The sequence below is a fragment of the Humiphilus diazotrophicus genome, from assembly GCF_059726315.1.
Genome location: NZ_AP040870.1, coordinates 5975118 through 5990485 on the forward strand (window position 1 = coordinate 5975118; position 15368 = coordinate 5990485).

Sequence of the window (15368 nt, forward strand, 5' to 3'; positions counted from 1 at the left end):
GACCGGAAAGAACTTGGCCTCTGCAAAAGAAGAGAGCCCGGCGAATGCCGGGCTCTCTTTTCGACTTTTTCCAGCTTTACTGTGCAACCGGGATGGTCTTGGTGTACCAGCTCTTAAACCACTGCATTAACTGCTCCCCTTGACTCGTTCTTCTGTCGGAGAGCGGCTGTGAGAAGGAAGCACTTAAAATTCCGCGTGCTTCGGCTGTCCACTTGAGCCCCCAAGGGGTGGGTAGTGGTCCTAGCTGTTCAAGGAAGCTCTTGAGCAAATCGACTGCCGATTTGAACTCGGAAGAATTGGTATTCTGTCCAGCTTTATATAGGTCCTGGATGAGTTCCGGTAATACACAAGCAACTCCTGACACAACGCCATCGCAAACTTTCTCCTCGAGCGCGGGGGCCAGAGCTCCATCGTTGCCGACGATCCGGCAGGCCTCGATTCCTTTTTGCGTAAGGTAACGCATGATGTCGAGCGAGCCGCTGGAGTCCTTAATTCCGATAATATTCGGAACTTCAATAATCAAGCGAGCAGCCGTTTCGGCGCGGAGTCCTGAGGTGAATTGCGGAAGGTTGTAGAGCAGAATGGGCAGGTCTACGGCGGCTGCTACCGAACGGCAGAATACTTCCAGATCGTCCTGTTCATAAGGGAAGAAATAAGGCATGGGGAGCAACAGGCCATTGACGCGATTCTTTTCGGCCACTTTGGCCAAGGCTATTGTCTCTGCTACTCCCGCGGCGCCTACTCCGCAGAGGATCTTTGTTTTCTCTCCGCTGATCTTGCGAGCTTCTGCCAAAACAGTTTGAAGCTGTTCCGGGGTGGTGAGACAAAACTCGCCAGTTGCTCCATTGAGGGCAAAAGCTGAGATTCCTTTGCTCTGAAGGAACTCAAGGACCTTCTGAAAGCCAGACAGGTGAATTGCGCCGGAAGCCTCACGAGGAGTAAGAGCCGCTGCATACACTCCGTTAAATTGTTTTTCTTTCATCATGAGTCTCTCCTTGCTGTTTGAACCTTGTCTACTTGCCTTCGCACCGTATTGCGGAAGGAAACATGCCTTACAAATTGAAATATACATGGACTGTCGCCATTATGTCGACATATATTAATCATTCGCGATGTTTATCGACTCTGCACAATTCGCTCCAGAGAAACTTCCTCCGGGACCTCTTCCGATGGCTGCTATCTCGTGCTTAGAAAAAGAGTTAAAAGGCAATGCTTTCGTGTATTCTTTGCGCATGAGTCGACGCTCTAAAAACACCCATGGTACGCGGGACCTGTCTGTACGCGAAAAAGCATATCTCCATATCCAACAGTTGATTGCGACCGGGAAACTTCCTTCCGGAAGCAGTGTTTCGGAGCTGCTACTGGCAAAAGAGCTGGGAAGCAGCCGGACCCCGATCCGGGAAGCAATGAATCAACTGGTGGCGGAAGGACTCCTGGAGCAGGGCGTAAACGGAGGCATGGTCGTCTCCCAGCTCAAAAGAGAAGACATTATCGAGCTCTACGAACTGCGGGAGGCTTTGGAAACCTATTCCGTCGGCAAAGTCGCCAGCATCCCGATTCGTCCCGCAGACAGGGATCGTCTTCAGTACATGGTGGATATGATTCCGGCATTGAAAAAGGAGCTGGAGGAATCCGGGCAACCTGAGCTGAACGAGGAGCAGATGCAGCGCTTCATTGCCTGCGACCTTGGCTTTCATGCTCTGTTGGTGAGCATGACGAATAACTCCAGAATCCAGAAATTGATCAACGATACGCGTCTACTGATCCGTATTTTCGCGATTCATCGTAGTGGACACTCGCCAGCCCTGCTGGAAAGCATCTATGCGCATCATCAAAGAATTCTCGATGCCGTAGCCAGACAGGATAAAGCCGCAGCTATGGAAGCGGTGGCAGAACATATTCAGGCGAGTCAGCGAGAGAGACTGAACGAATACGATCAGTGGCGGCGTGAGGCAGCATTGCGGCAGAATATGCCCGCCTTTTTTGCCTTGCAAAAGTTGACTCCGGGTTTATGAGCATTACTCGACGTTCTTCTTATAAATGGCTTGTTGTAGCCATGCTGTGGTGGGTCTGTTTTTTTAACTATGCAGATCGTCAGGCAATTTTTTCTGTCTTCCCGCTTTTGAAGTTACAGCTGCGCCTGAGCGATGTTCAGCTGGGTGTGGTTGGCTCAGCGTTTATGTGGATGTACGCCATCTCCGGTCCCTTTGCTGGATGGCTCTGCGATCGCCTGCCACGTAAGACTCTAATTCTTGGTGGGCTTTTCTTTTGGTCTTTGGTAACCGCCGCCACAGCAATTTCGCACAATTATGTAGAGCTCACTATCTGCCGTTTGCTTGGGGGACTCGGAGAAGCTTTCTACTTTCCGGCATCGATGTCGTTGATCAGCGACTATCATGGTTCGGCAACTCGCTCCCGCGCCATGTCATTTCACCAATCGAGTGTATATGCCGGCAGTATTGCGGGGGGCGCGATATCCGGTTTCGTTGGCCAGTACTATGGCTGGCGAATCAGCTTTGTATTCTTTGGCGCTCTTGGGATCGGGCTGAGTCTGATCTTGTGGTGGCTTCTTGCAGAACCTGTCCGGGGAATGGATGGGCAGCAGGTTCGTGCAGCAGCTAGTGCCGGATCGAAGCGGGATCTTTTCGGTGCGCTGTTTAGTACCCTGGGCAATTTGCGGGTCATCTTCTTAATTGCAGTTTTTATCGGCGCTAACTTTGTTGCCGTTGTCTTCCTCACCTGGATGCCGACTTTCCTCTATCAGAAATTCCATATGAGTCTTTCTATGGCAGGGCTGAATGGAACCGCTTATCTGCAGATTGCTTCTGTGCTGGGCGTCCTTTCTGGAGGCTTCTTAGCCGATATTGCAGTAAAGAAAGGGTGGAGAGGCGGACGCATGATCATGCAAGCCGTTGGCCTGCTCTTTGGCGTTCCGTTTCTATTTCTCGTAGGTTGGACAGCCACCATTCCCGTTGTCATTGTTGCCATGACGGGCTTTGGATTTTTCAAGGGCATCTACGATGCAAATATCTGGGCGTCTCTCTATGACGTGGTTCCTACAGAACGAAGAGGCACGGCTGTTGGCGTAATGAATTCTCTCGGATGGCTTGGAGGCGGTGGAGCTCCGATCCTGATCGCTCTGGCTTCACACCGGTATGGGATGAGTGCCTGCATCAGTGCGACAGCCGTCATCTATTTGTTCTGTGGTCTGTTACTTTTCTGGTGTTCCCGAATGAAGAAGGCTAACGAGTTGAAGGGAATCAAGCCTTCAGCAGAAGCCGCTCTCTCGTAGATCCTTTGTAGCTAAAGCCGTAGCAAAGAGCGTTCCATCACCCTCTACTTTTGAAGTTATCGGCTGTTGGGTCCTTCTCCATTCTTCCTACCAGATGTAGGTCGGAAGAATGGAGCGCCCGAGTTATGCATTTATCGTTGTGGAATCAGCCAGACTTCGGACACCTGATGACCTCGCCCGCTCCCACCCATAGCTGGAGGCCGTGTCCATTTCAGGTCGAGACTTCCTGACCGTGTGGCTTCTCTGGGAATTGGGAATTCGACGATCTTTGGATTTGTATCTCGTGGCAATGGCGGATGGATTTCAATTGTGTCATTCGCAACCAGTCGGATCGGCAAGGCATAATCTTCACCTGCATACGTGATTCGAAGCGAATAGCTGATTCCGGGATCTAGATCGTGGTACACCAATTCGATTGGGTCGTCATAGAGGCTCTCCGCATAGGTGATCCATGAAAGCCGCCATCCATTTTCAGGAGTCCTGTCTGCAATACCGTCGATAGCACTGTGGTAAAGCTCCGGGTCTTGCTGAAACCCCTTGCCAAGTACGAGATGTTGCTCCTGCTTTGAATTGCCCAGGTCATCGTAAAGAGCTCCCGGCTGCGGGTTCGTCCAATGTGTTAGTGCCTGAATGCGCGCCAGCCGTTCAACTTCTGTAGGCAGCTTTTCAATCTCTGCAAATTGCTTTCTTAACCATGGACCATTGTTGAGTGCAGTGTCGATGCGATCGAGATTAGCGCCTCTCTCGACATTGGAAGCTCCATATTTCTTCACGCTAAGTTGAATGCGGCAATGGCGGAAGAGAGAGTCTGCAAGTGCGAAGACGTGTTCTCGGAGACTGGATTCTTCGGGCGATAGATCCTGAAGAAGTGCTTGTGTGGCTCGCTGCATCGCAACTTGGCTGCCGATACCGTCAGCTTGCTCCAGAAGCTTTATTGCTGCGGATTCTTGCGCCGTCATGCTTTGTAGTCGTTTACGAAGGAAGGCGTCATAGTAGGCTCGGTAAAGTGCAGCTTCAAAACGCCAGTTTGCCTTCTGTTCTGGAGAGGCCTGCTGTTCCAGCGTTTGAAATTGCTGCAGCGTCTTGTCTATACCCTGGTTGTCGAGGATGGAGCCTGACCAGTTTTGCTCCAGTTCCATGAGCCCTTTAGCAAACTCCTTGCTCGATTCCTTTCCTATATGTGCTCCCAGGAAGAAACGGCTGTAATCGGTTAATGTTTCTTCCGGCTGGGTCTTTGTAGACCATCCCAACTCGGTCCAAAGGAATTTATTGACGTCGTCGTTGACTCCTTCCGAGTAAGTAATAAATCCGGTATGGAGATCGGCAAAGTGCCGGAAGATAGTGGTCTCATCCAGTGGTCGCGGATTGATAGGTTCGCGTCCCTCGGTTAATGCAAATGCGGAGTCCCAGTGGGGAACAGGAAATTGAGCATGCATCGCATGGCCGATATCGGGGTAGAAGACGATTGGATATTCGCGAGGGATACGAGTTCGCTGTGTTTCCAGACTGTCTCGTGACTGCGGACCAAAGAAGACACCTGTCAGCCAACGTGGATGTTGCTGTAGCAGGGCATAGAAATCCTCATACCAGGTTTTGTCGAATCCTTGTGCTGAGACCCACAAAGTAGCTTTGGGATGGTACTTGTGCAGGATTGCGGCCTGTTTCTCCAGGAGGGGGAAAAGAACCTTTGGCGGTGTGTGCCCGGGATCGCCACCAGGTACGTATACAGCATCTACTCGCGGCAGTTGGCGGAAGAGCTCATCAAAATCCTTTAGTTCCGCCTCTACGTCAGCGGCAGTAGAGTAGTCCTTTCTCAACTCCGGATAGAAGATGTCGCAGTCGAGTCCATATTGATCCAGGATGCGCGAGAGGCCAATGATTGTCTCTAATGGTGGCGCGGGCATAAGCGGACTTGTAGGTGCATCATCGGACTTAGGCACAATCAGCTGGATCGCATTGGTTCCAAACAGAGCCAGCTCCCGAATGTGTTGCTCTAACATCGGGAGTGTCCATGCGTCGTAAGTATTGTTCTTGAAACGATAGCCGATTTGATGGCCACGAATTGGAAATTGCGGAGCGGCATCGATATTGATGGGATGGGCGAGCACTGCATGATGAGGACTCATCTCCATCTTGCGCAGGACATAACCAATTCCGAAGAGAAGTCCTCGGTCGTCATTCCCAGCTATGACCAAGGCTGTAGTTTTGCCCTCCGTCAGGGTACGAATCGTAAAGCCTTCCGGGCGTGCGGAGGATACGTTCTGCGTTGAGCTCTGCCAGGCGGTCCGGAGGCTTTTAGGAAGCATCTCTGTGATCTGACTTTTTACCCCGATAATGATCAGTTTTCCAGGTAGGTCGCTCTCTCCTGCCGGTCTTCGAACACTCTGCCATCTTTCTTGAGATCTCTGTCGAGCTTCTTCTATGAATATCCGGAGAGCATTTTCCTCTACCCGGTTCAACTGCGATGGAGAGTAAACCGTACTCCTGGTGAAGTCTTGTGATCGGCAATATGTCGACAATATGCAAAATGATAGGCAAAAAAGAAAATTAAATGCCACTTTTGAAAGTGAACCTAGAAGTGGTTTAAAACGGAGTCCGTTATTTGCATGTATATGACTGAAAATAATATATTTATTTCTCAACATGAACCTTCCGTTTTGGCGCGTTTTGTCTCATGATTTCCGCCAAGAATGCTTGTTGTCGACATAATGTATTTATTTTATTCACGATTGTTGATTTTCTCTTGCAAACCGTTAGTGGGACGAGATAGTTTCTACACAATCTGTTCAATTAGGTCGAAAACGATCAGAACATGTTGCTCCTTTCTCTTTTCTCCCGGAGGGCGGAAAGGGGGAGGCAGACAAGGGTTGTACAGGTCCTTCGGGAGGACGAATTATGCGCCATAAACTCTTATTTCAGTGTGCGATAGCGCTTGCGCTCATTGTTACTGGATGTATCCCCGGTGCTGCTCAAACTATTACTGGAAGCATCACCGGCACCATATCGGACAACACGGGAGCGGCTATTCGGGGTGCCACTGTTACCGCTACCGAGACGGAAACCAATGTGTCGACAACTGCAATAACGAATGAGGAAGGCATCTATTCTCTGCGTTTTCTTCATATCGGTACCTACAAAGTTGTTGTAACGGCTCCGGGCTTCTCGTCTTATTCTGTTGGTCCCTTTGCCTTGGAAACCAACCAGCAATTGAAAGTTGATGGGCATCTTGCAGTAGCCGGAACCAGCACTTCCGTAAGCGTTACAGCGGATATGGTCCCTCTTCTGAATGCCGAGAATGGAACGATCAACAGTGTTGTCGACACGACGACGATCGAGAGCATTCCCGTCAATGGACGAAACTTCAATCAGCTGACCCAGTTCATGCCGGGTATTGCCTTGACGAACCAGAATCAATGGAACGGAGCTACCGGCAGCCCCAACAACTCTGGCGTGCGTCAGCAGAGTACCGCCACAGCACCAAGCATCAACGGCAATCGTACGGTTACCAATAATTACACCCTGGATGGCCTTCAATTCTTCGATACCGGGGCAAATTTTTCAAATGCATTCGGAATGCCTGGCTACAACCCCAGCCCAGATGCTATTGATCAAGTCACAGTCGTCAGTACCAATCCTGCTGCAGAATTCGGTTCCGGTAGCGGTGGTCAGATTCTGACAGTCTTGAAGAGCGGCACCAATACCTTCCATGGCAGTGTTTTCGATTATTTGCAGAACTGGCATCAGGACGCGAATACCTTTGGCAACAAGAGGACGACTCCTCACAATGTCCGGACGAAGTATACGCAACAGACCTTTGGCGGGACGTTCGGCGGTCCCATTCGCCATGACAAGCTCTTCTTCTTCATTGATTACAGCGGCTATCGACGCCCCAACTCATCCCGTGGTTCCACAAGCGTGGCGCCACAGTCCTTCCGTAGTGGCGACTTTTCCGTTTATTTAAGCGATGCGTATAAAGCTGCTACCGGGAAAAAGGTTCAGCTTTACGATTCACAGAACAACTTTGCTCCTTTTGCTAATAACAAGGTGCCGATCAATAATCCGGTGGCCAAGTATCTTTTTGCGCATCCGGAAATCTATCCTTTACCTAATCAGACATCCACTGCTCCCGATGGGATCATGAACAATTATCTTGCTGCTGTCAGCAAATCCTTGCAGAGAAACGATCAAGGAGATGCCAAGATCGATTGGAAAATCACCGATAATGACAGCGTTTTTGGTCGTGTGTCCGTAGGACGTGCCTGGGATGGAAGAAGCACGGTTGGCATTCCTGTTTCTTTCCCGCTAATTTCCGAGTTTCCGTTTACCAGTGCGGTCGGTAACTATATCCATAGTTTTTCTCCCGCTGTAATTAATGAATTCCGTGCAGGCTTCACACGCATGGCGTACAACAGCTACAACCACGATTACAGCGGAATCTTCGGAACGAAGGGAAACAGCCTGGTAGGCATTCCTCTCGCCTTTGCTCAGACGGCTCCCGGTTTTACTCTGCAGACAATGGGTGGTTCTGAAACTACAAACGGTCAGCAGGTTTCCGACGTGGGGACCACAGCGAATGGCCGTCTGGCTCTGGATAACAATCTTGAGTATGGCGATACGCTCTCAATCGTGCATGGACACCATCTTTTCAAGACCGGTGCGCAGTTTATCTGGTATCAGAACAACTTCCAGCCAAACACGAACGGCACACTGGGGTCGTTTTCTTACAGCGGATACTTTACTGGTAATCCAGCAGCCGGGCAGTCGGAAGGATATGATTATGCTGACTTCGTTTTAGGTTATGGCTATCAATCGGCCATTACTATTGGCGCTACAGGTCGAGTAGGAATGCGCCAGCTGCGTTCGTCCTATTTCTTCCAGGATGACTGGAAGGTAACTCCCTCTCTTACACTTAACGCCGGACTTCGGTATGAGTATGATCAGCCGGCTTATGAAGTTCACAACAAAATTGCCAAAGTCGATATCGCAAGCGGTTCGCTTGTCTATGCGGGTGTGAATGGGGCCAGCCGTGCTCTTTACAATCCCTTCCATGGGCAGGTTGATCCTCGCATCGGTTTTGCCTGGCAGCCAACGCCTCGTATGGTGGTTCGTGGAGGCTTTTCCAGCATCACGTTCATGGACTTCAATACTTTTGTAGGCCATGCAACAAATGCCCCTTTCAGTAGCCAAGCGAGAGCAACGGGCACCGTACCTACAAAGACCTCCGGCGGAAGCGCCGTCAATCCTGCGAATGGCTTTACTGGATCTGCCATAAATGCCACAAGCTACAACACCTGGCCTGATAAGCTTCGGCCGGCTTTCGTTCCTTCTTACGACATTGCAGTGGAATATCAGCTCAGCAATACTCAGTCGCTGATGTTGGCTTATGTCGGCAATATTGGAAACCATCTTCTGAACCTTCGGAACATTAACCAGCTCACCTCATCTTCGGCAGCAACAGCTCCTTATCAGAGTTTGGTGGGGAAAAACGGCTCCGTAAATCTATACGAGAGTGAAGGTACGCAAAACTACAATGCGGGCGAGATCATCTACCGCAAACGTGCCGGACACGGTATCACCTTCACGGCGAACTACACTTACGGTAAGAACCTGACAAATGCTCAGGGCTATGCCGCACCCTCGAACATTTCCGGTGGTGCAAATACTCCGCAGAGTGCTTATGACCTGAATGCAGAATACGGTCCTGCCGGCTTCGATATTCGACAGAACCTGACCTCCACTTGGGTTGTAGAGTTGCCTTTCGGGCGAGGCAAGCTGGTTGGCAACAACATGAACTCCTGGTTGGATGCCCTTGTAGGTGGATGGAAGCTGAGCGGTAACGCTACTTTGTATACGGGATTCCCTGTCACGATTCAGGCATCGAATGTGGCGGGCGTAAATCAGTCCACTGGTCGTGCTAACCACTATCGCAAGATGAAGATTGAGAATAGGAAGGTGACAAACTGGTGGGGCAACGATCCCTCTGCTAAGGTTTGTGCTCAGGGAGTGGATGATGGCGTTTGTGCATACGGTATTCCCGCCGCGGGTACTTTCGGAAATGCCCGCATCGGTTCCGAGCGTTCGGCAGGATTCCGTGGAGTCGATGCTGCCGGATTCAAGGCAATCAAATACCGCGAGCACGAACTGCAATTCCGCGTTGATGCTTATAACGTAGGCAATATCTCCAGCTATAACAATCCTGGACGTAGCGCTTCCGCAACTACGGGATGGGGACTCGTTCAGAGCACCCGTTCTCAGCAGCGTCAAATCCAATTCGCATTGAAGTACCGCTTCTAGCTAAAAGAGGGTGCGTAACATTTCTGTTACGCACTCTCTTTTTTATTCCCTCCTGAGATCTGCTTTTCTCCTTTTCACTTCATTTCCCAATTACAAATCCGCTGTTTTCATGGGCTTTTGTAATTATTAATTGATTAGTTGACGAAAATCGGGGGCGGCGTTAGGATCGGTTTGTGAGTCGGAGTTGGGCTCGCAAACAGGTTTTGCAATGCCACCAAAGAAATCACCTACGCTAACGGAAGCGGAATTACGGCTAATGAAGATCCTCTGGACGAGAGGAGAGTCGACCGTGAGCGAGATTACCGAGGCTCTTCCGAAAAAGAGCGCTTTGGCCTACACCTCTGTGCTTACAACGATTCGAATCCTGGAGCGGAAGGGCTACGTCAAACATAGGAAAGAGGGGCGAGCCTTCTACTATACCCCGGTTATTGCAGAGGACGAGGCGAGTCAATCCGAGGTTCGCCACATCTTAAACCGCTTCTTTGGAAATTCAAGAGAGCGGCTAGTGCTTTCGCTTTTAGGGGATAAGGATGTCACTCCCGAGGAGTTGGAACGTCTAAAAGAAGCGATCGCGCGTACGGAAGCGGAGTAGGCGAGGAACAAGCATGGCAATCAGTGGGATGGATGTGTTGCAGATCGTGGCTCCTTTGGCAGCCGAATCCTGGATTGCGAGTGTCTGGCAGGGAATGGCTCTGGCAACCGGTGTCTGGCTTAGCCTGAAGATGCTTCCAAAAATCAGTGCCAGCACTCGTTTCGTCGTCTGGACTATCTCCTTCTTTGCCATCTCTGTATTGCCCTTTCTACGGTTCCTCCCTGTTCCCTTGCATACGGAGCAGATCGGCGTTTCTCTGCAACAGCCTGTAGCGCCGCATTTTGTTCTTCACTTTGACTCCCGTTGGGCTATTGGAATTACTTTTGTTTGGATCGTGGCCTCCTTTTTTCATGCTGTCAGGTTGGTTCTGGATCTGCGTAGGTTGCAGCAGGTGCGCAGGACCTCAACAGCGGTTGCATCTGAGGCGCTGAGTGCAGATCTCCGTATGCTTCTTCACGAAACCGGCCGGAAGGTAGAGCTACATCTCTCCGATACTCTGGATACTCCCAGTGCAATCGGTTTTTTACGTCCTATGGTTGTATTGCCCCGGTGGCTGTGGGAGGAGTTTTCTGCAGTTCAGCTGAAGCAGGTTTTGCTTCACGAGCTTGCACATCTTCGCAGATACGATGACTGGACAAATCTGTTTCAGAAATTTCTTCGTGCGTTGCTTCCGCTCAATCCTGCCCTCTATTGGATCGAGAAGCATCTCTGTTTCGAACGTGAGATGGCATGTGACGATGCCGTACTAGGTGCTGAGATTACGGCACGCGAGTATGCTGCATGCCTTACAACTCTGGCGGGCAAAAGGCTTGCACAGCGGACGGCGGTTCTGGCTCCCGGAGCTGTAGAAAAGCAATCGGAATTGTCGCGCCGTGTTCATAGCCTGCTGAGCCGGGGACGTAATTCAAGTCTCCTGGTTGCCCGTGGTGTTGCTGCTGGATTCCTGGTAGCAATCCTCGGAGGTACAACAGCTCTTACTCAGTGTCCGCAATGGATTGCCTTTGCCGCACCGGAAAAGTTACAGATCTCTACCGGCCTGCAGGCAGTCAAGATACCAGGAGCAAGTCTGGAGCAGGCTGCTCTACATCTTCCATCTGCGTCTCCTGTTAAGACTGTTAAAGAAGTAAGAAAACAGAGAGATGTAGTTCCTGCTCGCAGAGCGTTAGGCCAGACCCCGGCTCCTGTTGTGCAAGAAGTAGCTGCTGTTACAGACGCGGCAAAGCCGAATAGCCAGGTTGTGATTGTTCTCTCTGTTTGGGAATCTTCCGCTACTGTCCAAGTACAACGGACGGCACTCATCCTCACAGAAGATTCTTCAACTAAGGCAAGCCCTGCCGCTCAGCTGCGCCAGGGCTGGTTCATCTTCCAGATTTAAGTGTGAATTCGAAATGCTTGAGAGGTTAAAAATTATGTCTCTATCAACTAATAAATTAATAGTAAGTCCGAAGCGGCTGGCTCTTCCTGCTATTGCGTTAGCGGGAATCCTGACGGGATCAGCATTTTTCTTCGGACATACGCCGGTACATGCAGCAGCTTCTCCTGCTGCGGCACCTATCGACGATGCCAGTGTGTCGTCCTTGACTGCTCTGGATCGCGCTGTAGAGTCGGTGGCAGCGCGCGTAACTCCTGCGGTTGTGAATGTCGCGGTTACAGCTCGCGCAACGGAGGAACCTGCTGATTCGGATCAGATGCCGCAGTTCTTTCGCTTCTTTGGACAAGATCCACGTATGGCGCATCCCCGGCAGCAGATAGAGCATGGCATTGGAAGCGGAGCCATCATCTCTCCTGACGGATATATTGTGACCAACGAACATGTTGTGCACGGAGCAACTGAGATTCGTGTGACCCTGAATGATCGAAGGAGTTTGCCTGCAAAGCTAATTGGAACAGATAAGCTTACCGATCTGGCTGTCATTAAGGTGAATGCCTCCAACTTGCCCAGCATTCCGTGGGGAGACTCCGCCCAATTGAAGCCGGGGCAGACTGTACTCGCCTTTGGCAGCCCCTTTGGCGTGTTTCAGTTCTCTGTAACAAGAGGCATCGTAAGTGCCGTAAATCGCCCAAACCCCTTTGCCGACGATCTTCGCAAGCCCGGTGGATTTATTCAGACTGATGCTGCAATCAACCGCGGAAACTCCGGCGGCCCATTGGTAAATGCCCATGGGGAGGTTGTGGGAATCAATACTTTCCTGGTCTCCGATACGGGTAGCTTTGCCGGTGCGGGATTTGCAATTCCAACGCAGATTGTTCGCCCGACAGTTGAGGCGCTGATTAAGGATGGAGCTGTTCATCACGGTTATCTTGGAATCAGCATCAACGATGTAACTCCGCAGAATGCCAAGTTCTTTGACCTGAAGGACTATAGCGGTGCCTTGATCTCGCAGATAACTCCCGATTCTCCGGCTGGACGAGCTGGTTTGAAGGCTGGAGATGTAATTACCGGAGTCGATGGAGACAAGGTTACGACCTCAACCGATCTTCAGATGAGTGTAAGTTCTCGTAAGCCTGGGACTGATGTTGCAATGCACATCATTCGTGATGGCAAGCCCCAGACTCTGCAGGTGAAACTGGGTGAGTTTCACAACAATCAACAGGTAGCCGATGCTTCGGACTCCAGCTCTGAGAAGGGCGTTCGGCTCGGGGTATCGGTCAGCGATCTAACTCCAGATCTCAAAAGTCAGCTGAGCCTTCCCGAGCGTGTCCATGGAGTTGTTGTGCAGGATGTACGCGACGCCAGTCCTGCGGAGGATGCCGGTTTAGCGAAGGGCGATGTGATTGAAGAAGTAAATCGCCGCCCTGTAGAGTCAGTCGACAACTTCAAACGTCAGGTACAGAACCTGCCTAAAGACCAGGATCTTCTATTGCTGGTCTGGTCGAATGGTGGTGCCAGCTATCGGGTTGTTCATCCTGCACCAAGCAGTAATGCTGGAATGTAAGGGTAAAGCTCGGAGTTCATCAATCTTAACCAGTGGCCTTATTCAACTCGCTACGATTCTGTAGTGAGTTGAATGAGGTTTCTGTTTTGCGCGTTCATTTGATAAGGGCTTAATGGTATTGCGTTCCAGCTATGGGAGAATCAAAATTACCCTACAACCGCAGGAGTGCCATGAACGTAAGGCGCAGTATTGCATTGCTTGTTATCTTTATGTCTATGGCTGCTTCCTTGGAATCTCCTCTAAATGCAAGTGCGGCAGCTCTGTCTGGAGTTGAAGAGCGGTCGGCATCTTCATCGCAAAATCAGAAGATGCCAAAGATGGTTCTCATTATTCGCCACGCTGAGAAGCCCCCGGCAGAGGCTGAGTCTCCCGATCTATCTGCAAGAGGAGTAGAACGTGCCAAGGCCATCCCATCTCTTTTTCTCACCTCAGATCCCCTGCCTTTGGGAAGGCCCGATGCATTGTTCGCAACACACGCTACCAAGAAGAGCAATCGGCCGGTAGAGACGATTGTTCCTTTATCGCAGATGTTGGGTATACCTATTGAGAATCGATATGGCCGGGGTGATGTCTCTGCATTAGTACAAGAGCTCAACTCGGGGAAGTATGCGGGTAAGGTTGTGCTGATTAGTTGGCACCATGCCGAGATGAGAGAACTCGCAACAACTTTGGGAGCTACAGAAGCTCCTGATTGGCCGGAAACACTCTTCGATCGCATCTGGAAGATCGACTGGGAGAGTGGTAAAGCACACTTGCTTTCTCTGCCTCAGAAGCTGTTGCCTGGAGATTCTGCGCAGTAGCTTGCTTTACCACAGGATGTCTTCCCATCCTCCGGAGCAGAGTTATCCACATCGCGCCTAAAACGCGACTGGCGTTTACCTTCCCCTGGCTTCTCTCTTGTTTTCTTGAGCATAACCATACCTCTTGAGAATGATTCAATTCAATAGCCTGCCGGAGTTATTTTCAGAAATTTTGCTTATTTTCATGCGTGTGGTGTTCTAGTGGTAACCGAGGTTCACTATGTGACTCGTGGCGTGTTCCGTTGTATACGAACGAATAGGTCATTCGTCCTAGATAGGCGCCTTTGGATTTGACCTTTGCTGTTCTCTCATGGAGTCTAGTTGCTAAAGCATTTCTCGCGGTGCTATGCCTTCTACCGGGATCGTGAAAAGGAGATCTTCCTAAGGCGAGGTACGGAATCTTTTCGGTCTTGCGTCTGGACTCGGGCGAGAACTGTTTCAGGAGATGAGATGAAGTATCGCAAGCTTGGTCGTACTGGTTTTGAGATTAGCGATATTGCCCATGGTCTTTGGGGCATGAGCGGTTGGTCGGGTTCGGAGAATGAGCAGTCCCTTGCTGCTCTGCAGTTAGCTGTGGATCTTGGCTGCAACTTTTTCGATAGTGCCTGGGCATATGGGGAAGGGAACAGTGATCGCCTTCTGGGCGAAATCATTGCGCGGAACAAGAAGAAGCGTCTTTATGCAGCCTCAAAAATTCCTCCCAAGAACCAGAAGTGGCCGGCATCTCCAAAGGACAAGTATCAGGACGTCTTCCCGGCAGAGCATGTTTTTCACTATGCGGATCAAATTCGCAAGAAGCTGGGAACCGATTCGATTGATCTACTTCAGTTCCATGTTTGGGATGACAGCTGGGCTGAAGAATCGGAATTTAAGGAGACCGTCGATAAGCTGAAATCGGACGGCATCATCAAAGCATTCGGACTTAGCTTGAATCGCTGGCAACCTGACAATGGGATTAAAGCACTCCATGGCGGGCTGGTCGACGTTGTGCAGGTAATCTATAACGTTTTCGATCAAGCTCCGGAAGATAATCTCTTTCCCGTATGTCAGGAATTGAATGTTGGCGTGATTGCCAGAGTTCCTCTGGATGAAGGAAGCTTGGGCGGCAAGATGACGATGGAGACGACATTCCCTGAAAGCGATTGGCGCGCCAAGTATTTTAATCCCGAAAATCTCGCTAAAACAGTGAAGCGTGTCGAGGCTCTTCGTGCTGACCTACCAGAAGGTATCTCTGTCCCTGAGGCGGCGTTGCGCTTCATCCTTACTCATCCTGCCGTGAGCACGATGATTGTGGGGATGAGAAAGTTGGAGCATGTTCGTCAAAATATTGCCTTGAGCGACGTAGGATCTGTGGATGCTTCGTTACTCAATGTTTTGAGGAAGCACCGGTGGGATCGCGCTCCGCAACGCTGGTCGGACTAGGATCATTTCAGAATTCGCTGTAGGTCTGGAGT

At 50.6% G+C, this 15368-nt stretch carries 10 protein-coding genes; 8 read left to right on the plus strand and 2 right to left on the minus strand.

The window, feature by feature from the left end:
* Positions 1 to 76: 76 nt before the first annotated feature.
* A complete protein-coding gene (locus AC6I7T_RS24470; protein ID WP_497790382.1) occupies positions 77 to 985 on the minus strand; it encodes a dihydrodipicolinate synthase family protein in 909 nt (302 codons plus the stop codon).
* Positions 986 to 1232: 247 nt separating this feature from the next.
* On the opposite strand from AC6I7T_RS24470, the gene AC6I7T_RS24475 reads away from it, so the two are divergent.
* Complete coding sequence (locus AC6I7T_RS24475) at positions 1233 to 2015, plus strand: GntR family transcriptional regulator (protein WP_497790383.1); 783 nt, start codon at positions 1233 to 1235, stop codon at positions 2013 to 2015.
* Positions 2012 to 3292: an MFS transporter gene (locus AC6I7T_RS24480; RefSeq protein ID WP_497790384.1), complete on the plus strand. Its 1281-nt coding sequence runs from the start codon at positions 2012 to 2014 to the stop codon at positions 3290 to 3292. The genes AC6I7T_RS24475 and AC6I7T_RS24480 overlap by 4 nt, the downstream gene beginning before the upstream one ends.
* Positions 3293 to 3423: 131 nt before the next feature.
* On the opposite strand, the gene AC6I7T_RS24485 is transcribed toward AC6I7T_RS24480, so the two are convergent.
* Entirely contained in the window at positions 3424 to 5598 is a 2175-nt protein-coding gene (locus AC6I7T_RS24485; RefSeq protein ID WP_497790385.1) for a hypothetical protein, read from the minus strand.
* Positions 5599 to 6187: 589 nt separating this feature from the next.
* On the opposite strand from AC6I7T_RS24485, the gene AC6I7T_RS24490 reads away from it, so the two are divergent.
* The 6 genes from AC6I7T_RS24490 to AC6I7T_RS24515 all read left to right on the plus strand — a co-directional run bounded on the left by AC6I7T_RS24490 (position 6188) and on the right by AC6I7T_RS24515 (position 15336).
* Positions 6188 to 9586: a TonB-dependent receptor gene (locus tag AC6I7T_RS24490; protein WP_497790386.1), complete on the plus strand. Its 3399-nt coding sequence runs from the start codon at positions 6188 to 6190 to the stop codon at positions 9584 to 9586.
* 208 nt (positions 9587 to 9794) lie between these two features.
* Positions 9795 to 10178 carry a BlaI/MecI/CopY family transcriptional regulator gene (locus AC6I7T_RS24495; RefSeq protein WP_497790387.1) on the plus strand — a complete coding sequence of 128 codons (384 nt, stop codon included), beginning with the start codon at positions 9795 to 9797 and terminating at the stop codon, positions 10176 to 10178.
* A gap of 13 nt (positions 10179 to 10191) precedes the next feature.
* Positions 10192 to 11553, plus strand: a complete 1362-nt coding sequence (locus AC6I7T_RS24500) for a M56 family metallopeptidase (protein ID WP_497790388.1) — start codon at positions 10192 to 10194, stop codon at positions 11551 to 11553.
* A gap of 34 nt (positions 11554 to 11587) precedes the next feature.
* A complete protein-coding gene (locus AC6I7T_RS24505; protein WP_497790389.1) occupies positions 11588 to 13114 on the plus strand; it encodes a Do family serine endopeptidase in 1527 nt (508 codons plus the stop codon).
* A gap of 170 nt (positions 13115 to 13284) precedes the next feature.
* On the plus strand, positions 13285 to 13914 hold the full coding sequence (locus AC6I7T_RS24510) for a hypothetical protein (RefSeq protein ID WP_497790390.1): 630 nt from the start codon (positions 13285 to 13287) through the stop codon (positions 13912 to 13914).
* Positions 13915 to 14364: 450 nt separating this feature from the next.
* The gene (locus AC6I7T_RS24515; protein ID WP_497790391.1) at positions 14365 to 15336 is read left to right on the plus strand and encodes an aldo/keto reductase; all 972 of its coding nucleotides are present in this window, start codon (positions 14365 to 14367) and stop codon (positions 15334 to 15336) included.
* The last annotated feature ends 32 nt before the right edge of the window (positions 15337 to 15368 follow it).